Genomic DNA, 25,115 nt, shown 5'->3' with positions numbered 1-25,115 from the left:
GGATTGCCCATCGCGCGTGGGTTCGCCGTCGTGGGACGGGCGCGGTGCGCCTGCGGCGGGCGGCGATTGTGCCGGGCGGGACGGCCCCGGCGGCCGTTCGGGCGCATTGCGAGGCGCGTTCCCTTGCCCCGGCGCGGGCACCGATTCGCGGGTCGTTCGAGGAGTAGGCTTGCCGCCGGGCTGCGATGGCTTGCCGGGAGGCTGGGCAGGACGTTGTGCTGACATTGGCGGGGATTATAATCCGCCGCATGAACGCACGAACCGACACATCCCCCGACGCAGCGGAGCCCCCCGCAGAGCCCCCCGCCGCGCTGTCCCCCGTATTGCCCGTGAGCGCGCCCGCGACGCCGATCCCGTCATCGGCCGCCAGCGCCGATACCGACGCCTCCGGCCCCGACCGCCAGCAATTCGTCGACTGGCTCCGCGCCGTAGCGCCCTACATCCACTCGTTCCGCGGCAAGACCTTCGTCATCGCCTTCAGCGGCGAACTGGTCAAGGCCGGCGTGCTGACCGCGCTCGTCAACGATGTAGCCCTGCTCCACGCCATGGGCATGCAGATCGTGCTCGTGTTCGGCTCTCGCCCCCAGGTCGAGGAGCAACTCGCGCTGCGCCACGTAGAGTCGCGCTACGCCGATGGCGTGCGCATTACCGACAACGCCGCGCTCGAATGCGCGAAGGAAGCCGCCGGCGAACTGCGGCTCGACATCGAAGCCGCCTTCAGCCAGGGCCTGCCGAACACGCCGATGGCCGGTGCCCAACTCTCGGTGATCTCCGGCAACTTCATCACCGCGCGCCCCGTCGGCATCGTCAACGGCGTCGACTACCAGCACACGGGCCTCGTCCGCAAGGTAGACGGCGAATCGATGCGCATGTCGCTGTCCCACGGCAAGGTCGTCCTGCTCTCCCCGCTGGGCTTCTCCCCCACCGGCCAGGCGTTCAACCTCTCGATGGAAGACGTGGCCAGCGCCACCGCAAGCGCGCTCCGCGCCGACAAGCTGATCTTCATCACCGAGGTGCCCGGCGTGCCCGACCCCGTCGGCAAGCTGATGCCCGAGATGTCGCTGCGCACGGCCGTCGAACGGCTCCAGAACAACCATCTGCCGCCCGACGTCGCCTATTACCTCCAGCATCTGGTCAAGGCGCTCAAGGGCGGCGTGCCCCGCGCGCACCTGATCCCGTTCGCGCAGGACGGCTCGGTGCTGCTGGAACTGTTCCTGCACGACGGCGTGGGCACGATGATCTCCGACTCCGACCTCGAGAGCCTGCGCGAAGCGACGCTCGACGACGTCGGCGGCATCCTGCAACTGATCGCGCCGCTGGAAGCGGACGGCACGCTGGTACCGCGCGGCCGCCACCTGATCGAACGCGATATCGGCAACTTCTCGGTCATCGAGCACGATGGCGTGCTGTTCGGCTGCGCGGCGCTGTACGAATTCCCGCGCGAGAACATGGGCGAGATGGCATGCCTGACCGTGTCCTCCGAAGCCCAGGGCACCGGCGACGGCGAGCGCCTGCTCAAGCGCATCGAGCGCCGCGCCCGCGCGCTGGGTCTCGAGCGCCTGTTCGTGCTCACCACGCGTACCGAACACTGGTTCCTCAAGCGTGGCTTCGTCCATGCCACCGTGGACGACCTGCCCGAGGACAAGCGCAAGCTGTACAACTGGCAGCGCAAGTCGATGGTGCTGATGAAGAAACTGTAAGGCGCGCAGGGGCAAGACCGGTCTTCGCCCGCCTTGGCTACAATACCGCCACACGAAAAAAACTGGAGTCCCTTATGGCCCGCATGGTCCATTGCATCAAGCTGAACAAGGAAGCCGAAGGCCTCGACTTCCCGCCGCTGCCGGGCGAACTCGGCAAGAAGATCTGGCAAGGTGTCTCGAAGGAAGCCTGGGCCGGCTGGCTCAAGCATCAAACGATGCTGATCAACGAAAACCGCCTGAACATGGCGGACGTGCGCGCGCGCCAATACCTGCTCAAGCAGACCGAAAAGTATTTCTTCGGCGACGGCGCCGATCAGGCCGTCGGCTACGTGCCGCCGCCGTCGGCATAAGCCGCTGGCGCACCGCCTGACGAGAGGTGTCTTCGGACACCTCTTTTTTTGGCCATTTTCTGGCCGCAACGCGATGTCCCGCCTACGCGGAAGTCATCCTTTTCCGAAAGCGCTCCGACGGCACGCCGGACCTTTACGCTTCTTGAGAAACATCAAGGTCAGAAACCTCTGACGCTCGCTACGCTGGCGCTCCTTTCCACACATGAAGGAGTGCGAACGTGACGCTAGCCTCGAAACTCGCTGCGGGAATGCTGTCGGCCGTGGCCACCGCAGGCACTGCCCTGGCGCAGGGCGCCGCCGAAACAAAGCCCGTCACCTATCGCGGTCCGCTGTCGTTCGGCGGCACCGCCGTGGTCACCGTGGACGCCCCGAGCGCCGGCAAGGTCCATGTGCGCTTCGAAGACGCCCCTTCCGGGCTGCGGGGCGCGATCGTCGGCAGCTATACGGTCCGGCACGGCGAATACACGGCCCGGCAGTTCGTGGCCGACAACGACGCGCCGCCGCCAGAGACCATGACCGCGCGCCTGCGCGGCGTCACCTTCCGCTTTACGCGTGACGCGGACAAGCTCAGCGGCGGACTCTCCGGCCTGCCCAATGCCGACGCTGCCGGCACGGCGACATCGCGCGGGACGCGACTGGCGGGCGTGCTGCACGCATCGGCCGCCACCGAACTGCCCGCCGTGGCTTCCATTGCCGGGGTCTACTACTACGTGCGGCATCGCGAAGGGGCGGCGCCGGTCCGGACATCGCCGGGCGGCCTCGACGCGGGCCAGCTCCGCATCGAGCGGTCGGGCGCCATCTGGGAATGCCAGGGCAAGGACTGCCTCGCGGCTGCGGCAGGGGCGAGCCAACCCGCGCGAAAGCTGGAGCCCGCGGACCAGACCCGCTGGCCGGGCGTCTTCACGGTCATCGCCGACGGCAGGCCCGCGGGCCGGCTCCATGTGTCGGGCAAACCCGGCGACCTCGCGCTCTATATGGGGGATGTCGGTCGCCCTGACGGCGCAACGCTCCCGGCAACGGATGGCGCCTCGGGCATCGTCGTCATGCGATCGGCGGAGCATGTGCCCGCCGCGCTGCCGGACGGCCGGTGGCGGTGCCAGCATCCGAACATGCGGCTCGATCCGCAAACCGGTGGCCAGGTCCATCGCGGCACGCTGCATACGGAGACGCTGGATATGACGGGACCATCGGTCCGCAACCGGCATCTCAACCGGCCCGTGCGGACGTTGCCCGATAGCGCGCAGGGTCTCCCGGGCGGCGCTGCGCCAGCCGAGGCGAACGGACTGCAATGGGTGCGGTGGACGCCGCAGCGGGACCAGGTGTTCCTGCCGCTGGCGGCCGACACGATGGCGTATCAGCTACGCTCGACGGCGCCGGCGTCGTTCGCCGACCAGATGGGCGTATGCCATCGCCAGCGCGCCGGGGCGTCGCGCGCCACGAAACGCTCGGCCGATCGGAAAACGAAAGGATCTTCAGGCCGGGCCGCCGCGAGAACGCAGATTCAGCGCTGAACCCGCGCTGATTGCGGCGCCGACCCGGACGTTGCGATCAGTAATCGGTGCGGCGCACGCCGTCCGCGGTGCCGAGCAGCAGCACATCGGCGCCGCGGAGCGCGAACAGGCCGACCGTGACCACGCCGGGCAACTGGTTGATCTGCTCTTCCAGCGCCTTGGGCTGCGTGATCTTCAGGCCCGACACGTCGAGAATCACGTTGCCGTTGTCGGTCTTGTAGATGCCGCCTTCCTTGGTCATGCGCAGACGCGGCTGGCCGCCCAGCGCCGCCAGCTTGCGGGCCACGGCCGCGCGTGCCATCGGCACCACTTCGACGGGCAGCGGGAACGTGCCCATCGTCTCGACGAGCTTGCTGCCATCGGCGATGCACACGAATCGCGCGGCCACCGAGGCCACGATCTTCTCGCGCGTGAGCGCGCCGCCACCGCCCTTGATCATCGCGCCCGACGCGTCGATCTCGTCGGCGCCGTCGACGTAGACGGGAATCTCGTCGACCTCGTTGAGGTCCAGCACCTCGAAGCCATGCTGTTGCAGGCGGCGCGTGGACGCCTCGGAGCTCGAGACGGCACCCGAGAAACGCTCCTTGAACCCGGCCACGGCGTCGATGAAGAGATTCGCGGTGGAACCGGTGCCGACGCCGAGTACCGCGCCGACGGGCACTTCCTGCTTCACATAATCCGCGGCGGCCTGGGCCACCAGCGCCTTGAGTTCGTCCTGAGTCATGACAACTGCCGGTTGCTTGAGGGAAAACGCGTAGTGTAGCGGATCGCGAAGTCCTGCCCGTGTCGGACGGCACCCTCTGTTGGACGGAGGTCACGCGACGGTACAATGAGCCGTTCCCCGGGAGCCGGTTCGCATGCGCTCCTGCCCGTTACCCCGCAGTTCATCCCGCACGATCATGACCCAGCTCGAACAACTGAGGCAGTTCACGACGGTGGTGGCCGACACCGGCGACTTCCAGCTGATGAAGCAGTACAAGCCGCAGGACGCGACGACGAATCCGTCGCTGATCCTGAAGGCCGTGCAGAAGCCCGAGTACCGCCCGCTGCTCGAAGCCGCGGTGCGCGATCACGGCGGCTCGGGCAAGGACGCCGTCATGGACCAGTTGCTGATCGCGTTCGGGCTCGAGATCCTCGCGATCGTGCCGGGCCGCGTGTCCACCGAGGTCGATGCGCGGCTGTCGTTCGACACCGCCGCCACCGTGGAAAAGGCGCGCCATCTGATCACGCTGTACGAGCAGCGCGGCATTGCGCGCGAACGCGTGCTGATCAAGATCGCCTCGACGTGGGAAGGCATCCGCGCGGCGGAGGTGCTCCAGCGCGACGGCATCCGCTGCAACATGACGCTGCTGTTCTCGCTCGCGCAGGCGGTGGCATGCGCGGAGGCCGGCGCCCAGCTGATCTCGCCGTTCGTCGGCCGTATTCTCGACTGGTACAAGAAGCAGGCCGGCGACAAGTGGGATGCCGTGGCGAATGGCGGCGACAACGACCCGGGCGTGCGATCGGTGCGCCAGATCTACGAGTACTACAAGAAGTTCGGCCACGAGACCGAGGTGATGGGCGCGAGCTTCCGCAGCACCGCGCAGATCCTGTCGCTCGCGGGCTGCGACCTGCTGACCATCAGCCCCGACCTGCTCGAACAGCTCAATGTGGAAGGCCCGGCGGTCGAGCGCAAGCTCTCGGTCGGCCACGCGCATGCGGCAAATATCGCGCGCATCGCCGCCGACGAGGCCGCGTTCCGCTGGCAACTCAATGAAGATGCGATGGCCACCGAAAAGCTCGCCGAGGGCATCCGCCTGTTCGCGGCCGATGCGGTCAAGCTCGAAGCATTGATCGGCGAAATGGCGCGCCAGTAACGCGTTATTCCGCCCACAGCAGCGGCAGGGTCTCCCCTGCCGCGCCCGCCAGCACGATATCCGCGGTCTGATCGAGCACCGATGGCTGCGGATTGACGACGATCACCGTGGCACCGTTGTCCTTCGCCACGCCCGGCAGCGCCGCCGCCGGATAAACCATCCCCGACGTTCCCACCACGAGGCACAGGTCGCTGTGTTCGGCCGCGTATTCGGCGCGATAGCGCGCCACGCGCGGCAGATCTTCGCCGAACCACACCACGCCGGGCCGCATCAGCGCCCCGCACAGGGCGCAGCGCGGCGGCTCGCCGGGCGTGGGCTCGACCGTATCGCACCGGCCGCAGCCGTCGAGCCACTTGTTGGCGAAGAGGTTGCCGTGCAGCTCGACCACATGCTCGCTGCCGGCCCGCTGGTGCAGCCCGTCAACGTTCTGCGTGACCAGCGTCACCGGCTTGCGCGCGGCCAGCCACACCAGCGCGTCGTGTGCCGGATTGGGATGCGTCGCCGCAACCAGCGCGCGCCGGTGCTCGTACCATTGCCATACGAGCGCCGGCTGGCGCCGGTATGCGGCTTCGGTAGCGAGTTCCTCGGGATCGAACCGGGCCCAGAGCCCGGTCAGCGCATCGCGAAACGTCGGCACGCCGGACTCGGCGGAAATCCCCGCCCCGGTCAGCACGAAGACGTTGCGCGCCTGCGCGATCCGCGCGCGCGCCTCGGCCAGCGCGTTGGCATCCATCGCGTGCTCGACGCTTACTTCGGCAAGCGCCGCTGGCGCACCGCCTCGTACAGGCACACGCCGCTGGCGACGGACACGTTGAGGCTTTCCACACCGCCGGCCATCGGAATGCCGACCAGCTCGTCGCAGGTCTCGCGCGTCAGGCGGCGCATGCCCTCGCCTTCCGCGCCCATCACGATCGCCATCGGTCCCTTGAAGTCGATGTCGTACAGCGACTTGTCGGTGCCGTCGGCGGTGCCGACCACCCAGATGCCGCGTTCCTGCAGTTCGCGCAGCGTGCGCGCGAGATTGGTCACGGTGATATAGGGCACGGTTTCGGCAGCGCCACTGGCCACCTTGGCCACGGTCGCGTTGAGACCGACGCTGCGGTCCTTCGGCGCGATCACGGCGTGCGCGCCCGCGCCATCGGCCACGCGCAGGCAGGCGCCGAGGTTATGCGGGTCCGTCACGCCATCGAGAATCAGCAGCAGCGGCGTGCCCTCGATACCGTCGAGCAGCTCGTCGAGGTTCAGCGCGAGGGATACCTCTTCCGCGCGGGCGACCACGCCCTGGTGACGGTCGGTGCCCGCCATGCCACGCAGGCGGTCGGCATCGACGGGATGGAGCCGCACGCCGAGGCTTTCGGCGAGTTTGACGAAGTCCTGCATGCGCCGGTCACGGCGCGAGGCTTCGATATAGACATCGGAAACACCCTTCGCGTCCTGGCGAAGGCGTGCAGTGACGGCATGAAAGCCGATCAGGAGTTTTTGCTTGGCCATGGCGGGATTGTAGGGGATATCCCGGGGCGCAAGAAAAAACCGCGGGCAAACGACCACCCGCAACAGGAGACTCGCGCTGCCGCCGGCGCCCTCTCGAGGAAGGCGCCGCGCGGCAGCGGGCTCACGCTAGCGCTTGCGTGCCGCGCGCGGGCCCTTGGTCGCCGTCTTGGCGCCGCGGGCCTTGGTCGCCGGCTTGCGCGGCTTCTCCAGATGCGCGGGCTTGGGCTTGGCCGCGCGCTTGGCGGGCTTGCCGCCCGGCGTCTTGTGCGTGGCATGGCCGCCATGCGCGACGTTCGGCTTCATCGGCGTGATCACGGCCTCGAACACCGGCTGCTCCTCGATCACGCGATCGAGCGTCTCGTCGAACGATTCCTCGGGCTTCGACGTGCCGCCGAGCAGTGCCGCAAGCTGGCGCCCCTTCTTGCGCGCCGGCACCGCATGCGCCGCCGGCACGCGCGGTTGCGCCTCGGGACCCGGCACGCGCGCGCGCAGCGACTTGGCCGACGGCTCTTGCACCAGACGGAAGTCGATCTTGCGCGCATCGAGGTCCACGCGCGACACCTGCACGCGCACGCGATCGGTCAGCCGGTAACGGATGCCCGTGCGTTCGCCGCGCAACTCGTTGCGTGCCTCGTCGAACTGGAAGTAATCGCTGCCGAGTTCGGTCACGTGCACGAGGCCCTCGACATACAGCTCGTCGAGCTGCACGAAGATGCCGAACGACGTGACGGCGCTGACCGTGCCTGCGAAATCGCTGCCGAGCTTGTCGCGCATGAAGTAACACTTGAGCCACGCCTCGACGTCGCGCGATGCCTCGTCGGCACGGCGCTCGTTGGCCGAGCAGTGCAAGCCCAGTTCGTCCCAGATGGCCTCGTTGCGGCGCGCGCGCGCGGCCGTGGCCTCGGCACGCTGCTCGGCATCCTTGGCCTGCATGCGGCGGGCCTTCGGGGAGATCGAGGTATTGAACTCGGTGCCCGGCGCAAAGGCCGGCTGGTACTTCGTATGCGCGAGCACCGCCTTGATCGCGCGATGCACGAGCAGATCCGGATAGCGCCGGATCGGGCTCGTGAAGTGCGCGTAGGCTTCGTACGCGAGGCCGAAGTGGCCGATATTGTCGGGACTGTAGACGGCCTGCTGCATCGAGCGCAGCAGCATCGTCTGCAGCATCGGCGCATCGGGACGCGACTTGATCTTGTCCATGACCTCGGCGTAGTCGGACGCCTGCGGCTTGTCGCCGCCGCCGAGCGACAGGCCCGCGGTCTTCAGGAACTCGCGCAGGTTCTTGAGCTTCTCCTCGCCCGGCCCCGCATGCACGCGATAGAGCGTCGGATGCTTGAACCGCTCGAGGAAGTCGGCCGCGCACACGTTGGCCGTGAGCATGCACTCCTCGATCAGGCGGTGCGCATCGTTGCGCGTGCGCGGCAGGATCTGCTCGATCTTGCCCTGCGCGTTGCAGACGATATAGGTCTCGGTCGTGTCGAAGTCGATCGCGCCGCGCTCGCGGCGCGCCTTCAGCAGGACCTGGAACAGTTCGTACAGGTTCTGCAGATGCGGCACGAGTTCGCCACGCTTGTGGGCCTCGGGGCCCTTAGTGTTCGACAGCACGGCCCAGACCTCGTTATAGGTCAGGCGCGCGGCCGAATGCATCACGGCGGGATAGAACTGGTAGCCCTTGACCTCGCCCTTGCTCGTGATCACCGCATCGCAGACCATGCACAGACGGTCCACCTGCGGGTTGAGCGAGCACAGTCCGTTCGAGAGCTTCTCCGGCAGCATCGGAATCACGCGGCGCGGGAAGTAGACCGACGTCGCGCGATCGAGCGCGTCGGCATCGAGCGGCGAGCCCGGACGCACGTAATGCGACACGTCCGCGATGGCCACGATCAGGCGCCAGCCCTTCGTGCGACCGATCTTCACGGGCTCGCAGTACACGGCATCGTCGAAGTCGCGCGCGTCCTCGCCGTCGATCGTGACCAGCGGCACATCGCGCAAGTCGATGCGGTGATCGAGGTCCGACTGGCGCACCACGTCGGGCAGCGCCTGCGCTTCCTTGGCGGCGGCATCGGAGAATTGATGCGGCACGCCGTACTTGCGCACCGCGATCTCGATCTCCATGCCCGGATCGTCGATATCGCCGAGCACTTCCACCACGCGGCCCACGGGCTGCACGTAGCGGTCCGGCCATTCGACGAGCTCCACGCTCACCACCTGGCCCACACGCGCCTTGCCCTGCGACTTCGGCGGAATGAGGATGTCCTGGCCGATGCGCTTGTCCTCGGGCGCCACGACGAGCACGCCGTTCTCCGATAACAGGCGGCCGATCACGTAACGGTTCGCGCGTTCGACGATTTCGACGATCTGCCCTTCCGGACGTCCGCGGCGGTCGTAGCCGATCACGCGCACCTGCGCGCGATCGTTGTGCATGGCCTTCTGCAGTTCGCGCTCGGGCAGGAAGACATCGTCCTCGCCATCGTCGCGGATCAGGAAGCCGAAGCCATCGCGATGGCCCTGCACACGGCCGAGCACGAAATTCGGCTGGTGCGCGAGTTCGTAGCGGCCTTTTCGGTTCAGTTCGATCTGACCGTCGCGCTCCATGGCCGCGAGGCGCTTCTGAAAGCCGTCATGCTCCTTGCGCGTGACGGAGAGGGCCTTGGCGATATCGCCGGCCGACTGCGGCGACCCCGAAGTTCTGAGCACGCCGAGGATTTCTTCCCGGCTTGGGATCGGATAGTTGTTCTGATTCAATTTTTGGAAACTATTTGACAAACGTTATACGGTCGCTATAATGGCCGCTTCGGTTGTTTCGACACCTGCCCAGGTGGCGGAATTGGTAGACGCACTAGGTTCAGGTCCTAGCGGTGGCAACACTGTGGAGGTTCGAGTCCTCTCCTGGGCACCAAGGATATTCCTGCAAAGAACCCGCAACGCTTTCGAGCTTGCGGGTTTTTTGTTGTCCGCGCGGTTATCTCTGCGACGCCAGCAATCCCTGATCAATCGAAACTCCCTTCTTCTCTCTTATATCGGTCTGCACTCGGGACACCTGAATCCAACACCTGAATGCATCGTGAATGAGTGTATCAGCAAACAGTGGCGATTCCGGCATTATCTTGTACCGGCTTGACATACCCCGCCATCTGTAACTACCATAGTTTCACATCAAGACATTTCAGCATGAGCACCAGCAGCCGTTTCGCCGTCGCGGTCCATATCCTCACTCTGCTCGCGCAGGCCGAGGAACCGCTGCCCTCGTCGCTGATCGCGGGCAGTGTCGGCACGAACCCCGCGTTGATCCGGCGCATGATCGGCGCGCTGACCGACGCCGGCTTCGTCTCGACCACGATGGGCAGCACGGGCGGCGCGATGCTGGCGCGCCCCGCCGCGTCGATCACGCTGCTCGAGGTATTCCGGGCCGTGGAGACCAGCGCGCTGATCACGCTGCACCAGAGCGCGCCGAATCCCGCGTGCCTGGTCGGGCGCGAGATCACGGGCGCGCTGCGCAATGTCGCCGACCGTGCGCAGGCGGCCATGGACGCGGCGCTCGCGGAAGTCACGATCGCAGGCATGCTCGCCGATGTCGAGCGCGCCGGCCAGCGCCGCAAGCGCTGATTTTTTTACCCTGATGTGTAACTACTTTAGTTTCACATTTTTTTGACGCGACAAGGAAGACCATGAATATCGCCATTCTCGGTGCCACCGGCAACGTCGGCACCCGCCTCACCGATGAAGCGCTGCAACGCGGCCACCGCGTGACCGCCGTCGCCCGCAGTGCCGAAAGTCTGCCCGCGCGCGCGGGCCTGACCACGAAGAATATCGACGTCGCACAGGCCGACGCGCTCGCGCGGGCCCTCGCGGGACACGACGCCGTGATCAGTTCGCTGAAGTTCCACGGCAACGACCCCCGCCGCATCATCGAGGCGGTCAAGGCCGCGGGCCAGGCGAGCGGAGGCGAGACGCCGCGGCTGCTGGTCGTCGGCGGCGCGGGCAGCCTGTTCGGCGCGCCCGGCGTGCAGATCGTCGATACGCCGGAATTCCCGGCCGCGTACAAGGCCGAAGCGCTTGCGGGCCGCGAGTTCCTGAACACACTAAAGGGCGAGACGACGCTGGACTGGACGTTCCTGTCGCCGTCCGCGCTGCTGGCGCCCGGCGAACGCACGGGCAAGTTTCGCCTCGGCGAGGACGACCTGCTGGTCGATGCCGCAGGCAACAGTTCGATCTCGATCGAGGACTACGCGATCGCGATGATCGACGAAGTGGAAACGCCGCGGCATACGCGGCGGCGTTTCACGGTCGGCTATTGAGTGGCTCAGGTCGCGCTATCGTCGTCCAGCAGACTCGCGCGCCTGCCTCGCTTGAGCCAGGCCGCGAGGTTGTGCGGACGCAGCGTGTCGTACTCCTCGAACGGCTGGTGAATCCAGGGGTTCGAGGGGAGGAACGTCACGTGATAGTCGGGCTCGACCTTCGAGCACGCCTTGTACCAGATGACTGCCGAGCGCACCTCGGTCACGGCCGGGTAGCGCTCCTTCAGATGCTTGCCCACGCGCTCGAGCGTGATGCCCGAGTCGACGAGGTCATCGACGAGCAGGATCTTGCCCGACAGCTCGCCGCGCGTCATCGTGATGTATTGCGCGATATCGAGCTCGCCCTGCTGCGTGCCCGCGGCTTCGCGATAGCTGCTGGTCGCGAGGATGGCCAGCGGCACATCGAAGATGCGCGACATCTGGTCGCCCACGCGCAGGCCGCCACGGGCCAGGCAGAGGATCTTGTCGAATTTCCAGCCCGACTCGTGCACGTTCAGCGACAGGCGCGCGATCAGCCGGTGGTATTCGTCCCACGAGACCCAGAGGTTCTCGTCGTCGTTGGTAGGGAGGTTCATGTTGTGCTGTGCTCTTTTTATTCAGTCGTGGTCTGACCGATAAAGCTTTCGGCCCGCGATAGCGGGCCGAGGGAATTGCCGCGACGCTCGTGTCGCCGCGGTCATTATGTGCGGCCGCCCGGGTATGTCCCCGTTCGCGGCCGTCATGCCGTTACGCCACCTGATAGGGGTGACGCAGCAGAATGGTCTCGTCACGGTCGGGACCGGTCGAGATCATGTCGATGGGAATGCCAACCACGTCCTCGACGCGCTTGAGGTAGTTGCGTGCCGCTTCCGGCAGTGCATCCCAGCTCTTCACACCGAAGGTCGACTCGTTCCAGCCCGGGAATTCCTCGTACACGGGCACGCAGGCGGCCACGGCATCGGAGCCGCGCGGCAGGATGTCAACGGTCTTGCCGTCGAGCGTGTAGCCGACACACAGCTTGAGGGTCTCGAGACCGTCGAGCACGTCGAGCTTGGTCATGCACAGGCCCGATACGCCGTTGATCTGCACCGAACGCTTGAGCGCGGCGGCATCGAGCCAGCCCGTGCGGCGCGGACGGCCGGTCACCGAGCCGAATTCCTTGCCCACGTTGGCCAGGCGAACCCCCACGGGGTCCTGACGCGCGGGATTGTCGTTGTCGTACAGCTCGCTCGGGAACGGACCCGAACCCACGCGCGTGCAGTACGCCTTGGTAATGCCGAGGATGTAGTTCAGACGGCCCGGACCCACGCCCGCGCCCGCGGCGGCCGCACCGGCCACGCAGTTGCTCGACGTCACGAACGGGTACGTACCGTGGTCCACGTCCAGCAGCGTGCCCTGCGCGCCTTCGAACATGAGGTTGCCGCCGGCGGCGTTCACCGCGTACAGCTCGGCCGACACGTCGGCGACCATCGGCTTCAGGCGCGGCGCGTAGGCCAGCGTTTCGTCGAGGATCTGCTGATAGTCGAGCGCCTCGGCACCGAGGTACTGCGTCAGCATGAAGTTGTGGAAGTCGAGGTTCTCGCGCAGGCGCTCGGCGAACGCTTCCGGATTGAACAGGTCCTGCACGCGTAACGCGCGGCGGGCCACCTTGTCCTCGTAGGCCGGGCCGATACCGCGGCCGGTCGTGCCGATCTTGGCGGCGCCACGGCGCGCTTCACGCGCCTTGTCGATGGCGACGTGATACGGCAGGATCAGCGTCGTGGCTTCGGAGATGCGCAGGCGATTCTGCACCTGCAGGCCGGCGGCCTCGAGCTCCTCGATCTCGCGGAACAGCGCTTCGGGCGACAGCACGACGCCGTTGCCGATGTAGCAGACCGTACCGTCGCGCATGATGCCCGACGGAATCAGTCGAAGAATGGTCTTTTTGCCGCCGATGATCAGCGTGTGGCCTGCATTGTGACCACCCTGGAACCGCACCACGCCCTTTGCCTGGTCGGTAAGCCAATCGACGATTTTCCCTTTGCCTTCGTCACCCCACTGGGTTCCGATCACGACGACGTTGCGTCCCTGGCTTACTGCGGATGCGGACATGTTGAATTGGTCAGAAGGTTAAAAACGTATTCTACTCTCGTTGCGGAACAGTGCCCGTTTTTTGGGCGCCAAACTGGTCCGTTCGAGACAAATCGCGGCATGCGGAAGCAGACCGCGAACGCATGCCGGCACCGGCCGCGAAGCCGGTCCCGGCATCGGAATCAGCAGATATTCAGCGCGGCACGACGACCCAGGCGTTGCCCTGGCGGACCAGCTGGCGGTCGCAATTGAATTCGTCGAGCTCGTGCGTGTGGCCCGGCAGCGACTGGATCACGATCTCGCCATTGCCGCGCAGGGCCGCGATGGCCGCACGCAGCGCGGGATCGGCATCCCACGGGGCGAAAACGGCCAGCGCGCGCACTTCCACGGGCGACAGGGCCGCCACTTCGCGCAGGTCGAGCGAGAAACCCGTCGCGGGACGGGCGCGGCCGAACGCTTCGCCGACCTTGTCGTAGCGGCCGCCACGGGCCACGTAGTTCGGCAGGCCGGCCACATAGGCCGTGAACATCACACCGCTGTGGTAGTGATAGCCACGCAGGTCCGCAAGGTCGATATTGACGCTCGCGCCGCTCACGCGCGCGGCCAGCGCGGCCAGCTCGTCCAGCGCGCGGCCGATGGTCGGGCTCGAGGGCAGCGTCGCGCGCGCGCGATCGATCACGTCCACCCCGCCATACAGCGTCGGCAGCGCCAGCAGCGCGTCGCGCTCGGTCTCGGGCATCCCCGCCGTCAGCTCGCGCAGCGCGGACACGTCCTTGGTTTCCAGCGCCGCGAACAGCGCATCCTCGATCTTGCGAATGGACGGCAGCCCTTCCAGCACCGCGCCGAGAATGCCCGCGTGGCACAGATCCAGCCGCACGTCGGTCAGCCCCGCCACCTGCAGCGCGGCCAGCATCAGTTCCTGGATCTCGACGTCGGCCTCGAGGCCCGCATGGCCGTAGATTTCGGCGCCGAGCTGAATCGGCTCGCGCGTCGCATGGAAGCCCGCCGGACGCGCGTGCAGCACGTTGCCGGCATAGCACAGGCGCGTCACGCCCGGGCGGTTCAGCAGGTGCGCGTCGATCCGCGCGACCTGCGGCGTGATGTCGGCGCGCAGGCCCAGCGTGCGGCCGGACAGCTGGTCGACGAGCTTCAGCGTGCGCAGGTCCAGATCGTGACCCGTGCCCGTCAGCAGCGACTCGAGGTACTCGAGCATCGGGGGCATGACCAGCTCGTAGCCGTAGGTGCGGAACAGATCGAGCATGCGGCGGCGCAGTTCTTCGATCTTGCGCGCTTCCGACGGCAGGACGTCGGCGATGTTTTCAGGCAGGAGCCAGTGGTTGGACATGGTGCTTCTCATAACTGTCATACGTTTGCCGGGCGAATGGTACACCGGTAGCGTACAAAACCCCGGCAAGCCGGGGTTTCGTAGTCGATGGCCGGGAACTGCCGGCTACCCTACTTCTTGCTCGGCGCGGGTGCCGGGGCGCTGCTGCCGCCCGACGACCGCATATAGCGGAAGAAATCGGAACTCGGTTCCAGCACGATCAGGTCCCGCTTGTCGCGGAACGTGTTGCGGTAGGCTTCCATGCTGCGCCAGAACTGCGCGAAATTCGGATCGCGGCCAAACGCGTCGGCGTAGAGCATCGAGGCCTTCGCATCGCCATCGCCCTTGATGACCTGCGCATCGCGATACGCCTCGGCGAGCACGACCTCGCGCTGACGATCGGCATCGGCGCGGATTTTCTCACCCTCGGCGGCACCGGTCGAACGCAGTTCGTTGGCCACGCGCTTGCGCTCGGCCTCCATGCGGCGATACACCGATTCGCTGATGGCGGGCAGCAGGTCCACGCGCTTCAGGCGCACGTCCAGAATCTCCACGCCCACGGACTGCGCGTACTCGCTCATGCCGGTGCGGATGTTCTGCATGACCTTGTCGCGCTCGCCGGCGACGACGTCCGCCACCGTGCGCTTGCCGAACTCCTCGCGCGCCACGGAATCGATACGCTGCGTCATGCGGTCCTGTGCGCCGCGCACGTTGCCGCCGAAGGCGACGAAGAACTTGCGCGGATCGACGATGCGCCATTTGACGAACCAGTCCACCACCATGCTCTTCTTCTCGGCGGTCAGGAAGCGCTCGTTGGCGGCCACGTCGATGGTCTGCAGGCGGCGGTCCATGAAGACCACGTTCTGCAGCGGCGGCGGCAGCTTGAAGTGCAGGCCCGGCTCGCGCACGACCTGCTTGATCTCGCCGAAGGCGAACACCACGGCGTACTGGCGCTGATCGACGACGAACAGCATCGACGACGCCACGGCCAGGACGATGAAGATACCAATCGCGAAGGAAATCAGTCGGTTCATGACGGTCTCCTCCCTTAGCGCGAATCGCGGTCGCGATTACGCATCGCTTCACGCGAACGGATATCCGACGATGCATCGGGCACCGAAGGCACGGCCGCGCCCGGCGCCGCCGCGGGCGACGACGGGGCAACCCCGCCCTGCGTCTGCGAGACGAGCTTGTCGAGCGGGAGGTACAGCAGGTTGCTGCCCTGGCGCACATCCACGAGCACCTTGCTCGTGTTGGAGTAGATCTGCTGCATGGTCTCCAGATAGATACGGTCGCGCGTCACCTGCGGTGCCTTTGCGTATTCGGCCTGCACGGAGCGGAAGCGCGAGGCATCGCCCTCGGCCTGCGCCACCACGCGGGAACGGTAGCCCTCGGCCTCTTCCTTCAGGCGCGCGGCGGTACCCTTGGCGCGCGGAATGACGTCGTTGGCATAGGCCTGCCCTTCGCTGATCGCGCGTTCGCGATCCTGGCTGGCCTTGTTCACGTCGTCGAACGCGGCCTGCACCTGCTCGGGCGGCTGCACGCTCTGCACGTTGACGGAGATCACGCGGATACCGGTCTTGTACGCGGTCAGGATGGCCTGGATCGACTTCGCCAGCCCCTGCGCGATCTGTTCGCGGTTCTCGTACAGCACCGAGTCCATCCGGTTGCGGCCCACGATCTCGCGCACCGAGGTCTCGGCGGCCTGCGTCACCAGTTCTTCGTCGCCACCGCGGTCGGTCTTGTTGAAGAACAGATATTCGCTCGCGTCCTGAATGTCGTACTGGACCGTGAACCGGACGTCGATGATGTTCTCGTCCTGCGTGAGCATCGACGAGTCCTTGAGGTTCGTGTCCTTGATCGACGTCGCGCGGCCCACCTCGACCGAACGCACGGCCGACAGGTTGACCACTTCGGCCGACTGGATCGGCCACGGCCAGCGCCAGTTGATACCGGGCCCGGCGCTGTACTTGTACTTGCCGAACTGCAGGATGACCGCGGTCTGGCCTTCCTGGACCATGAAGAAGCCGCTGGCCAGCCAGATACCGGCAATCGCGGCGATCAGCACGCCGACGCCGATGCCCGAGCCCTTGCCCGGCGTGCGGGGACCGCCAAAGTTCTGGTTGCCGCCACCGCCGTTGTCCTTGCGGCCCAGCAGGCCGCTCAGGCGGCGGTTGAAATCGCGCCAGAGCTCGTCGAGATCGGGCGGACCGTCCTGTGGCCGCTGGTTCTGCTGGCGGTTGTTGTCCTTGTCCTTGTCTTCGTCGTCCTGACCGTTGCGGCCCCAGCGGGGGTCGTTCAGCGAGAAGATGGCACGCAGGCGTTGCCAGCCCGCGCGCAGCGGCGCGTGGGAGTGCCTGGCGCCTGGCGCGTAGCGCGAGTCAGGATTCCGGGAGAACTGGGGCATGAAGTGCACGGGTCCGGGAAGTTGTGAACAGGTGGATTCTAGCAGCCATCCTGATCACATTTACGCAATATCGCCATGATCTTCGCCATCGGCGCGCGCGTCGGGCGAAATTTCCGCCTGAACCTCGTCGAGGCGCGGGTCGTGCTCCGGGGGCATCGGGGGCCGCGAGGCCAGCCACTGGGCCACCTCCACCACGGCCTCGCGCAGGCCATCGAGGCCCAGCCCTTCACGCGCCGACAGAAACACGCGCGTGGGCACGCCGTCCTCGTCGCGCTCGATGCGCGGCCCGGCCTCGAGCAGTTCCGGCGCCGCGTCGATCTTGTTCATGACGATGATCTGCGGGATATCCGAGGCATCGATTTCGGCGAGCACGCGGTTCACCTGTTCGATCTGCTCGTGCCGCACGCCGCTCGAGGCATCGACGACATGGAGCAGCAGGTCCGCATGCACGGTCTCGTCGAGCGTGGCGCGGAACGCTTCGACGAGCTGTGTCGGCAAATCGCGAATAAATCCGACGGTATCGGACAACACCACGTTGCCCAGCCCCTCGAGGAACAGCCGGCGCGATGTCGTGTCCAGCGTCGCGAACAGCTGGTCGGCCGCGTAGGCCCGGGCCTTGGTCAGCGCGTTGAACAGCGTCGACTTGCCCGCGTTCGTATAGCCGACCAGCGAAATACTGAGCGTTTCGTTACGGGCGCGCGCGCGACGCTGCGTGCTGTGCTGGCGGCGCAGCCGCGCGAGATCCGTCTTGAGCCGCTTGGCGCGGTCGTCCAGCATCCGGCGGTCGAGCTCGAGCTGACGCTCGCCCGGACCGCCCCGCATCCCGATACCGCCCTTCTGCCGCTCCAGATGGCTCCACGCGCGGACCAGCCGCGACGCCTGGTACTGGACCTGCGCGAGCTCCACCTGCACCTTGCCCACATGGCTCTGCGCGCGCTGCGCGAAGATGTCCAGGATCAGCCCGGTGCGGTCGATCACATGCCGGTTCAGAAAGCGCTCGAGGTTCCGCTGCTGCGCGGGGCTCAGCGCGTGGTTGAACACGATCACGTCGGCATCGAGCGCGTCCGCGGCCTGCCGCAGCTCTTCGGCCTTGCCGGATCCGATGAACAGCGACGGATCGGGACGCGGCCGCTTGCCTGTCAGCGTATGAACGGGCACGGAGCCGGCGGTCGTCACCAGCAGCGCGAGTTCGGACAGGCTTTCCTGGAAATCATGCTTGCCGAAATCCACGCCAACCAGGATGGCGCGCGACGGCTCGGTATTGGAGGTAGCTTTGGGTTGCAAACGGGGTGGACGCGAAGCGTCTAGAGGAGAGGCGACGGTCGGGATGACCGTGGACGGCGGAAGATCTGAAAGCAGGCACAACCATGCGACCGCACCGGAATGCGGCCGCACATGACGGAATCGTCGGGATTAACCCTCGGAAGCGTCATCCACGCGGAAATTGACCGCGCGGGCCGGCACGACGGTGGAAATCGCATGCTTGTACACCATCTGCGTCACCGTATTGCGCAGCAGGACGACGTACTGGTCAAACGACTCGATATTGCCTTGCAGCTTGATGCCATTGACGAGGTAGATGGAAACCGGCACGTGCTCTTTGCGCAGCGCGTTCAGGAACGGGTCTTGTAGCAATTGCCCTTTGTTGCTCATGGCACACTCCAAATTTATAGATTTAGTGATGGATCATGGGGACGGAAGCCCCCGGTTCAAGTCATCGGCACAAGATCGCGCCAAAAAAAGATCAAAGCAAAGATGAAAGCGGTACCAGCTTGGCCTCAACACACGCAGGGGGCGAACCCCCTGCTATCCGTGAATTTAGCCGCAGTTCCAAACGAACGCAAACGAATCTTGCCCGCGCCGAAAAAGCCGAGCCCCAGGCACCATCGAGGCTCATTCCTTCGAGTCGACGTACGGGTTTTTGTTCGTGCGAAATTCGATTCGAAGGGGGGTGCCTTTGAGCTTGAATGCGGCGCGGAACCGGTTTTCAAGGTATCGGCGATAGGTTTCGGCGACGCCCGACAGCGCATTGCCATGCACCACGATGATCGGGGGGTTGGACCCGCCCTGGTGCGCGTAACGGAGTTTCGGGCGTGATGTGCCCACTCGCTTCGGCTGCTGGAACTCTACCGCTTCTTCCAGCACGCGCGTCAGTTGCGGCGTCGGCAGCTTGACCATGGCTGCCGCATAGGCGTCATCGACCGAGCGCAGCAGCGCGCCGATCCCGGTGCGCTCGCGCGCGGAAACGAAATGGAAATTGGCAAAACTGAGGAATTGCAGCTTGCGCTCGAGGTCGTGCTTGATGCGGTCGCGCGTATGCCCGTCCAGGCCGTCCCACTTGTTGACGCCCACCACGAGCGCGCGGCCCGACTCGACGATAAAGCCGGCGATATGCGCATCCTGCTCCGAGATGTCCTGCTGCGCGTCGAGCAGCAGCACCACCACGTTGGCATCGGCAATCGACTGCAGCGTCTTGACCACCGAGAACTTCTCGATGGCCTCGAACACCTTGCCGCGCTTGCGCAGGCCCGCCGTATCGATCAGCGTATAGGGCTTGCCGCCCCGCTCGAACTCCACGTAGATGGCGTCGCGCGTGGTACCGGGCATATCGAACGCGATCACGCGTTCCTCGCCGATCAGCGTATTGACGAGCGTGGACTTGCCCACGTTCGGCCGCCCCACGATCGCGATCTTCACGCCGCGCTGGCCGGCGTCCTCGAGCTCGGCGAGCTCCGGACGCTCCTGCACCGCGATATCGAGCGCCTCATCGACGAGCTCGCGCACGCCATCGCCGTGTGTCGACGAGATCGCGTACGGGTCGCCCATGCCGAGCTCGTAGAAGTCCGCCGCGACCGACGTGTACTTCATGCCTTCGGCCTTGTTCACGGCCAGCATGATGCGGCGGCCGGTCTTGCGCAGGTAGTCGGCAATCACGCGATCCTGCGGCGCGAGGCCGAGCCGGCCATCGACGAGGAAGATCACGACGTCCGCCTCGACCACGGCCTGGCGCGTCTGCTTGGCCATTTCGGCGACGATGCCTTCCTTGGCCACAGGCTCGAAGCCGCCTGTGTCGATCACGATGAATGGACGGTCGCCGACACGGCCCTCGCCGTAGTGGCGGTCCCGTGTCAGGCCCGGCAGGTCGGCGACGAGCGCGTCGCGCGAGCGCGTCATCCGATTGAATAGCGTCGACTTGCCCACGTTCGGGCGGCCGACGAGTGCGATCACTGGTTTCATGCAATAAACGGAAAATGGGCCGGCACACGCCGCCCCGACTCCGGAGTCATGTTGATCCGACATCCTGCCGCGCACCGGGTATCGGGGCACGGCAGGCAGGTTTTCCTGTCGGGCGCGCCCGGCCAGACGATGCGGGGCGCCACGGTCCAGACCGCGAAAGCGGGCACGACCGGAATCATGCTACCGGATTGGTTCCGTCCGTACGACAGGAGTACGGACGATCAGCGCCACCGAGGCGCTAGCTTTTTTTATATCTTAGTTCGGTACGAAACCGTACACATCGCCATCGCGCGTCTGCACCACCAGCGTCTGACCCGCAACCACCGGGGCGGCGCTGATCGCGCTGCCGTCGGTCTTCATGCGGGCCACGATCTGGCCGTCCTCGCGCGAGAGGAAGTGGACAAAACCATCGTAGTCGCCCACCACCACCGAGCGGCCCAGCGCGGTCGGCGCGCCGAGCGTGCGATAGCGAAGCTGGTCGTTCTTCCAGCGTTCGTTGCCGTTCTGGCGGTCGAACGCGTAGACCGTCGACGATTCGTCGCTGGCGAACAGCGACGTGTCATCCTGCGCGACACCGGTCGGCGACGAGAAATCCTTGCCCCACTGCGGCTGGCCGTTGGTCAGCTCCAGGCAGGCGATACGCCCCTGGAACGTGGTCGCGCACACCTGGCGCCCGTTGACGGCGGGCTGGCCCGTGACGTCGTTCAGGCGCTCGATTTCGGACACGCCCTTCGGATACGACACCGCGGACTCCCAGCGCAGCACGCCATTGCCCGGGGCGAGCACGCCGAGCTTGCCGCCCGGGAAGCCCATCACCACGCCGTCGCCGGCGAACGTCATGCCCATGGCCGCGCGGAGGTTCAGCGGGGTCTGCGAACGCTGGTAGATCCAGCGACGCTCGCCCGTCTGCGCATCGAGGCCTAGCACGCGCGTGTCCGTGGTACGCACGATCACGAGCCCGTTACCGACCAGCGGCGCGGACAGGACCTCGCCGTTGACCTGTTTCTTCCATACCTGCTTGCCGCTCGCGTCGAACGCGTAGACCACGCCTTTCTCGCCCGCCACGGCCGTAACGCTGCCATCGGAGCCCGGACCCGAGGTCAGGTCGACATCGGTCTTGGCCTTCCACAGCGTGCGGCCGGAATTGCCGTCGATCGCCATCACGTTGCCGCTGCGCGAGGACACGTAGACGTTGTTGCCCGATGCCACGGGCGCCATCACGTACTCGCCGCTCTTGCCCACATCGACGGTCCAGGCCTGCTTGACCGACAGCGTGGCGGCCACCGGCTTCAGCTCGGTAGGCGGATGCTTGTTCTCCTTGCCGAACAGCGAGCAGCCGGCGAGCACGCCCAGGCAGGCCCCGGCGGTCAGCGCACGCGCGACATGGCGGGACACACGGTGGGTCGAACGTTTCGCGGCGGCTTGTTGCAATGACATCATGAGAATGCGTTCCCCTTGTATGGCTCGTTAGCTCGTTGGCTCGGTTAGCTCGTTGGCTCGTTCAGCGCTGCGGGACGGCTTCAGGCCGTGCCCAGCGCATCGAGCTTGAACTGGATGACCTGGCGCATGCCGGCATCGCCGGTGCCCAGCTTGTCCAGCGCGCGGCGATACGCGGCACGCGCATCGTCACGCTTGTCCTGCGCGGCCAGCAGATCGCCACGGCGGTCGGCGTACAACGCCTCGAACGGGCCCGGCGGGTCCGTCTTCAGCAGCGCCAGACCCTGGTCGTAGGCCTTCTCGTCGAGCAGCACGCCCGCCAGGCGCACCCGCGCGAGGTGCACGTAATCGCCGTCGCCATGATCGATCGCCCATTGCAGCTGCGCCTTCGCGCCGGCCAGATCGCCCGCGTCATACAGCGTCTTGGCCGCGACCAGCGCGCTCATCTGGCCGTACGCGGTACGGCCGAACTTCGACTCGAGGTCGGTGGCGGCACGCTTCACGCGATCGGCGTCGCGCGCTTCGGCGGCCTTGGTCACCTGCTCGTACAGCAGCGCCGCGTCGCGCGCCTGCGAGCGCTGCCAGTAGTTCCAGCCGCCCCATGCCGCGAACGCGAGCAGGCCCGCAATCAGGATCCAGGTGACAAAGTTGCCGTACTGGTTCCACCAGGCCTTGAGGCTCTCAAGCTGTTCCTGTTCTTCTAGATCGTAAGCCATGTCGAGATCAATTATTGTTCGTCGCTATCGTCGTCATCGCTCTCGATGGCATTGACCATCCGATCGATCACGAATTCCACGAGGCCCTCTGCCGGCACCGACTCCTGCGCGCCGCCCGTGCCTTCGGCACCCGCGCCACGCAATTCCTTCACCTGCACCACGCCGTTGGCCACCTCGTCGTCGCCGATGATGATCGCGAACGACGCACCGCTGCCGTCGGCACGCTTCATCTGCGACTTGAAGCTGCCGCTCTTGCCGTCGGTCGTGGCATGCAGCACCACGTTGAGGCCCGCATCGCGCAGGCGCTCCGCGGCGATCATCGCCTGCTCGGCGGCCGGCGTGCCCTGGTGCACGACGTACACATCGCACCCTTCGACGTCCGGCACGAGCTTCTCTTCGCGCATCAGTTCGATGATGCGCTCGATGCCCATGGCCCAGCCGCACGCGGGCGCGGACTTGCCGCCCATCTGCGCGATCAGCGGATCGTAGCGGCCACCGCCGGCGATCGTGCCCTGCGCGCCAAGCTTATCCGTAATCCACTCGAATACCGTCAGATTGTAGTAATCGAGCCCGCGCACGAGACGCGGATTGATCTTGAACGGAATGTTGTTCGCCTTCAGCAGGCGTTGCACGCCGTCGAAGTGCGCAAGCGATTCCTCGCCGAGGAAGTCGATCAGCTTCGGCGCGTTCGCAGCCATCTCCTGCAGCGCGGGGTTCTTCGTGTCGAGCACGCGCAGCGGGTTCGTGTACAGGCGGCGCTTGCCATCCTCGTCGAGGATGTCCTGGAAGCCTTCCAGATACTTGATCAGTTCCTCGCGATGCGCGGCACGCTCGTGTGCCTGGCCGAGCGAATTGAGCTCGAGGCGCACATTGGTCAGACCGAGGTCGTCCCACAGGCGCTGGCACATCAGGATGATCTCGGCATCGACGTCCGGACCGGCAAAGCCGAGCGCTTCCGCGCCAAGCTGGTGGAACTGGCGATAGCGGCCACGCTGCGGACGCTCGTGGCGGAACATCGGACCCGTGTACCACAGGCGCTTGGGGCCGTCGTACAGCAGGTTGTGCTCGATCGTCGCGCGCACCGCCGCCGCCGTGCCTTCCGGACGCAGCGTCAGTTGCTCACCGTTCAGCGAATCGGTGAACGAGTACATTTCCTTCTCGACGATGTCCGTGACCTCGCCGATGCCGCGCACGAACAGCTGCGTGTGCTCGACGATCGGCGTGCGGATCTGCTCGTAACCGTAGGCGCGCAGCATCGACCGCGCGGTGTTCTCGAACAGCTCCCACAGCGGCGCGTCGGCGGGCAACATGTCGTTCATGCCCTTGACGCCTTGCAGCGCCCGCACCTTCTCTGTCTTCTCAGTCATTTCTTCTTGTCTGCATGGCGGCGGCCGCTCAGGCCACCGCACCTTGTTCGGCACGCACGGCATTCGGGCCGTAGTGCGTGCGCACGTATTCGTCCACGATCGCCTGGAATTCCTCGGCGATGCGCTCGCCGCGCAGCGTCTTCACCTTGACGCCGTCCACGAACACCGGCGCCGCCGGCGACTCGCCCGAGCCCGGCAGCGAGATGCCGATATTGGCGTGCTTGCTCTCGCCGGGGCCGTTGACGATGCAGCCCATCACGGCCACGTCCATTTCTTCCACGCCCGGATAGGCCGTCTTCCACACCGGCATCTGCTCGCGCAGATACGACTGGATGCTTGCGGCCAGCTCCTGGAACGTCGTGCTCGTGGTGCGGCCGCAGCCGGGGCATGCGATCACCATCGGCGTGAAGTTGCGCAGGCCCATGGTCTGCAGGATCTCCTGCCCCACGTAGACTTCCTTCTCGCGCGGCGCGCCCGGTTCCGGCGTCAGCGAAATGCGGATCGTGTCGCCGATGCCTTCCTGCAGCAGCACCGACAGCGCGGCCGTCGAGGCCACGATGCCCTTGCTGCCCATGCCCGCTTCGGTCAGGCCCAGGTGCAGCGCGTATTCGCAGCGGCGCGCCAGTTCACGGTACACCGCGATCAGCTCCTGCACCTGCGAGACCTTGCACGAGAGGATGATCTGATTGCCCGCGAGGCCGATCTCCTCGGCCTTGCGCGCGGACTCGATCGCCGACGTGATCAGCGCTTCCACCATCACGTTCTGCGCGGCCCACGGCTTCGCGCGTTGCGCGTTCTCGTCCATGATGCGCGCGAGCAGGTCCTGGTCCAGGCTGCCCCAGTTCACACCGATACGCACCGGCTTGTCGTAGCGGCACGCCATCTCGATCATCTGCGCGAACTGCGTGTCGCGCTTGGCACCCTTGCCCACGTTGCCCGGGTTGATCCGGTACTTCGACAACGCCTGCGCGCACTCGGGATAGTCGTGCAGCAGCGTATGGCCGTTGTAGTGGAAGTCGCCGACCAGCGGCACATCGACGCCCATGCGGTCGAGCTGCTCGCGAATCGCCGGCACCGCGGCCGCGGCCTCGGGCGTGTTCACGGTGATACGGACGATCTCGGAGCCCGCGCGCGCGAGTTCCTTGATCTGGATCGCCGTGCCGATCGCATCGACGGTGTCCGTATTGGTCATCGACTGGATGCGCACGGGCGCACCGCCGCCGATCAGAACGACGTTGTCGCCCCACACGACGCGCGCCTGGCGCGACTGCCGACGCGGCAACGGGCCCGGAGGAACTGGCTCGACGGGCTGGAAAGCCTCTTCATTCATTGCATCACCACCTTGCATGCTTGACGGTTTGCGGGGACCGCG

At 66.2% G+C, this 25,115-nt stretch carries 22 protein-coding genes and 1 tRNA gene; 7 read left to right on the top strand and 16 right to left on the bottom strand.

Annotated elements, in window-relative coordinates; genetic code table 11:
- The first annotated feature begins 248 nt into the window (after window positions 1-248).
- From argA to FOB72_RS04030, 3 genes are all read left to right on the top strand, one after another.
- Window positions 249-1,700, top strand: coding sequence for an amino-acid N-acetyltransferase (gene argA, locus FOB72_RS04040; protein WP_150371343.1), 1,452 nt, complete (start codon window positions 249-251; stop codon window positions 1,698-1,700).
- A gap of 74 nt (window positions 1,701-1,774) precedes the next feature.
- Window positions 1,775-2,050 (top strand): oxidative damage protection protein, encoded by a 276-nt coding sequence (locus tag FOB72_RS04035; RefSeq protein WP_150371342.1) that lies wholly within the window; start codon window positions 1,775-1,777, stop codon window positions 2,048-2,050.
- Between the two features lie 218 nt (window positions 2,051-2,268).
- Window positions 2,269-3,561, top strand: a complete 1,293-nt coding sequence (locus FOB72_RS04030) for a hypothetical protein (RefSeq protein WP_150371341.1) — start codon at window positions 2,269-2,271, stop codon at window positions 3,559-3,561.
- 37 nt (window positions 3,562-3,598) lie between these two features.
- Here FOB72_RS04030 and rpiA read toward each other — a convergent pair whose 3' ends face one another.
- Entirely contained in the window at window positions 3,599-4,285 is a 687-nt protein-coding gene (gene rpiA, locus FOB72_RS04025; protein WP_150371340.1) for a ribose-5-phosphate isomerase RpiA, read from the bottom strand.
- Window positions 4,286-4,460: 175 nt separating this feature from the next.
- Between rpiA and tal the strand changes: the two genes are divergently transcribed.
- Window positions 4,461-5,417, top strand: coding sequence for a transaldolase (gene tal / locus FOB72_RS04020; protein WP_150371339.1), 957 nt, complete (start codon window positions 4,461-4,463; stop codon window positions 5,415-5,417).
- 4 nt (window positions 5,418-5,421) lie between these two features.
- Here tal and FOB72_RS04015 read toward each other — a convergent pair whose 3' ends face one another.
- The 3 genes from FOB72_RS04015 to rnr all read right to left on the bottom strand — a co-directional run bounded on the left by FOB72_RS04015 (window position 5,422) and on the right by rnr (window position 9,653).
- Window positions 5,422-6,150, bottom strand: a complete 729-nt coding sequence (locus FOB72_RS04015; RefSeq protein ID WP_150371338.1) for an SIR2 family NAD-dependent protein deacylase — start codon at window positions 6,148-6,150, stop codon at window positions 5,422-5,424.
- Between the two features lie 14 nt (window positions 6,151-6,164).
- Complete coding sequence (rlmB, locus tag FOB72_RS04010; protein WP_150371337.1) at window positions 6,165-6,908, bottom strand: 23S rRNA (guanosine(2251)-2'-O)-methyltransferase RlmB; 744 nt, start codon at window positions 6,906-6,908, stop codon at window positions 6,165-6,167.
- A gap of 126 nt (window positions 6,909-7,034) precedes the next feature.
- Entirely contained in the window at window positions 7,035-9,653 is a 2,619-nt protein-coding gene (gene rnr, locus FOB72_RS04005; RefSeq protein ID WP_150371336.1) for a ribonuclease R, read from the bottom strand.
- A 67-nt stretch (window positions 9,654-9,720) separates the two neighbouring features.
- Here rnr and FOB72_RS04000 point away from each other — a divergent pair.
- From FOB72_RS04000 to FOB72_RS03990, 3 genes are all read left to right on the top strand, one after another.
- A tRNA-Leu gene (locus tag FOB72_RS04000) sits at window positions 9,721-9,807 on the top strand.
- A gap of 272 nt (window positions 9,808-10,079) precedes the next feature.
- A complete protein-coding gene (locus FOB72_RS03995; RefSeq protein ID WP_150371335.1) occupies window positions 10,080-10,514 on the top strand; it encodes an Rrf2 family transcriptional regulator in 435 nt (144 codons plus the stop codon).
- Window positions 10,515-10,576: 62 nt separating this feature from the next.
- On the top strand, window positions 10,577-11,206 hold the full coding sequence (locus FOB72_RS03990) for an NAD(P)-dependent oxidoreductase (protein WP_150371334.1): 630 nt from the start codon (window positions 10,577-10,579) through the stop codon (window positions 11,204-11,206).
- 5 nt (window positions 11,207-11,211) lie between these two features.
- Here FOB72_RS03990 and FOB72_RS03985 read toward each other — a convergent pair whose 3' ends face one another.
- The 12 genes from FOB72_RS03985 to ispG form a co-directional block, all read right to left on the bottom strand.
- Entirely contained in the window at window positions 11,212-11,781 is a 570-nt protein-coding gene (locus FOB72_RS03985; protein WP_150371333.1) for a phosphoribosyltransferase, read from the bottom strand.
- A 151-nt stretch (window positions 11,782-11,932) separates the two neighbouring features.
- On the bottom strand, window positions 11,933-13,276 hold the full coding sequence (locus FOB72_RS03980; RefSeq protein WP_150371332.1) for an adenylosuccinate synthase: 1,344 nt from the start codon (window positions 13,274-13,276) through the stop codon (window positions 11,933-11,935).
- Window positions 13,277-13,448: 172 nt separating this feature from the next.
- The gene (locus tag FOB72_RS03975) at window positions 13,449-14,600 is read right to left on the bottom strand and encodes an ATP phosphoribosyltransferase regulatory subunit (protein ID WP_150371331.1); all 1,152 of its coding nucleotides are present in this window, start codon (window positions 14,598-14,600) and stop codon (window positions 13,449-13,451) included.
- A gap of 110 nt (window positions 14,601-14,710) precedes the next feature.
- Entirely contained in the window at window positions 14,711-15,613 is a 903-nt protein-coding gene (hflC, locus tag FOB72_RS03970) for a protease modulator HflC (RefSeq protein WP_150371330.1), read from the bottom strand.
- 14 nt (window positions 15,614-15,627) lie between these two features.
- Window positions 15,628-16,986, bottom strand: a complete 1,359-nt coding sequence (gene hflK / locus FOB72_RS03965) for an FtsH protease activity modulator HflK (RefSeq protein ID WP_150371329.1) — start codon at window positions 16,984-16,986, stop codon at window positions 15,628-15,630.
- Window positions 16,987-17,046: 60 nt separating this feature from the next.
- Window positions 17,047-18,270, bottom strand: a complete 1,224-nt coding sequence (gene hflX, locus FOB72_RS03960; protein WP_150371328.1) for a GTPase HflX — start codon at window positions 18,268-18,270, stop codon at window positions 17,047-17,049.
- A 129-nt stretch (window positions 18,271-18,399) separates the two neighbouring features.
- Window positions 18,400-18,639 (bottom strand): RNA chaperone Hfq, encoded by a 240-nt coding sequence (hfq, locus tag FOB72_RS03955; RefSeq protein WP_109580730.1) that lies wholly within the window; start codon window positions 18,637-18,639, stop codon window positions 18,400-18,402.
- Window positions 18,640-18,879: 240 nt separating this feature from the next.
- Window positions 18,880-20,223: a ribosome biogenesis GTPase Der gene (der, locus tag FOB72_RS03950; protein ID WP_150371327.1), complete on the bottom strand. Its 1,344-nt coding sequence runs from the start codon at window positions 20,221-20,223 to the stop codon at window positions 18,880-18,882.
- A gap of 255 nt (window positions 20,224-20,478) precedes the next feature.
- Window positions 20,479-21,660, bottom strand: a complete 1,182-nt coding sequence (bamB, locus tag FOB72_RS03945; protein WP_150373735.1) for an outer membrane protein assembly factor BamB — start codon at window positions 21,658-21,660, stop codon at window positions 20,479-20,481.
- An 83-nt stretch (window positions 21,661-21,743) separates the two neighbouring features.
- Complete coding sequence (locus tag FOB72_RS03940) at window positions 21,744-22,376, bottom strand: YfgM family protein (protein ID WP_150371326.1); 633 nt, start codon at window positions 22,374-22,376, stop codon at window positions 21,744-21,746.
- A gap of 11 nt (window positions 22,377-22,387) precedes the next feature.
- Complete coding sequence (gene hisS, locus FOB72_RS03935; protein ID WP_150371325.1) at window positions 22,388-23,743, bottom strand: histidine--tRNA ligase; 1,356 nt, start codon at window positions 23,741-23,743, stop codon at window positions 22,388-22,390.
- Between the two features lie 28 nt (window positions 23,744-23,771).
- Window positions 23,772-25,073: a flavodoxin-dependent (E)-4-hydroxy-3-methylbut-2-enyl-diphosphate synthase gene (gene ispG, locus FOB72_RS03930; protein WP_150371324.1), complete on the bottom strand. Its 1,302-nt coding sequence runs from the start codon at window positions 25,071-25,073 to the stop codon at window positions 23,772-23,774.
- Window positions 25,074-25,115 lie beyond the last annotated feature (42 nt).

Origin of the sequence: Cupriavidus pauculus (assembly GCF_008693385.1) — a bacterium.
Classification (GTDB): Bacteria; Pseudomonadota; Gammaproteobacteria; order Burkholderiales; family Burkholderiaceae; genus Cupriavidus; species Cupriavidus pauculus_D.
The sequence above is the reverse complement of the archived record's forward strand: the minus strand, read 5'-3'. Positions and strand labels throughout refer to the sequence as shown.

Coding starts and splice junctions, on each gene's coding strand:
- argA (WP_150371343.1), top strand. CDS start 249: ATGAACGCACGAACCGACACATCCCCCGACGCAGCGGAGCCCCCCGCA.
- FOB72_RS04035 (WP_150371342.1), top strand. CDS start 1,775: ATGGCCCGCATGGTCCATTGCATCAAGCTGAACAAGGAAGCCGAAGGC.
- rpiA (WP_150371340.1), bottom strand. CDS start 4,285: ATGACTCAGGACGAACTCAAGGCGCTGGTGGCCCAGGCCGCCGCGGAT.
- tal (WP_150371339.1), top strand. CDS start 4,461: ATGACCCAGCTCGAACAACTGAGGCAGTTCACGACGGTGGTGGCCGAC.
- FOB72_RS04015 (WP_150371338.1), bottom strand. CDS start 6,150: ATGGATGCCAACGCGCTGGCCGAGGCGCGCGCGCGGATCGCGCAGGCG.
- rlmB (WP_150371337.1), bottom strand. CDS start 6,908: ATGGCCAAGCAAAAACTCCTGATCGGCTTTCATGCCGTCACTGCACGC.
- FOB72_RS03995 (WP_150371335.1), top strand. CDS start 10,080: ATGAGCACCAGCAGCCGTTTCGCCGTCGCGGTCCATATCCTCACTCTG.
- FOB72_RS03990 (WP_150371334.1), top strand. CDS start 10,577: ATGAATATCGCCATTCTCGGTGCCACCGGCAACGTCGGCACCCGCCTC.
- FOB72_RS03985 (WP_150371333.1), bottom strand. CDS start 11,781: ATGAACCTCCCTACCAACGACGACGAGAACCTCTGGGTCTCGTGGGAC.
- FOB72_RS03980 (WP_150371332.1), bottom strand. CDS start 13,276: ATGTCCGCATCCGCAGTAAGCCAGGGACGCAACGTCGTCGTGATCGGA.
- FOB72_RS03975 (WP_150371331.1), bottom strand. CDS start 14,600: ATGTCCAACCACTGGCTCCTGCCTGAAAACATCGCCGACGTCCTGCCG.
- hflC (WP_150371330.1), bottom strand. CDS start 15,613: ATGAACCGACTGATTTCCTTCGCGATTGGTATCTTCATCGTCCTGGCC.
- hflK (WP_150371329.1), bottom strand. CDS start 16,986: ATGCCCCAGTTCTCCCGGAATCCTGACTCGCGCTACGCGCCAGGCGCC.
- hfq (WP_109580730.1), bottom strand. CDS start 18,639: ATGAGCAACAAAGGGCAATTGCTACAAGACCCGTTCCTGAACGCGCTG.
- der (WP_150371327.1), bottom strand. CDS start 20,223: ATGAAACCAGTGATCGCACTCGTCGGCCGCCCGAACGTGGGCAAGTCG.
- bamB (WP_150373735.1), bottom strand. CDS start 21,660: ATGTCATTGCAACAAGCCGCCGCGAAACGTTCGACCCACCGTGTGTCC.
- FOB72_RS03940 (WP_150371326.1), bottom strand. CDS start 22,376: ATGGCTTACGATCTAGAAGAACAGGAACAGCTTGAGAGCCTCAAGGCC.
- hisS (WP_150371325.1), bottom strand. CDS start 23,743: ATGACTGAGAAGACAGAGAAGGTGCGGGCGCTGCAAGGCGTCAAGGGC.
- ispG (WP_150371324.1), bottom strand. CDS start 25,073: ATGAATGAAGAGGCTTTCCAGCCCGTCGAGCCAGTTCCTCCGGGCCCG.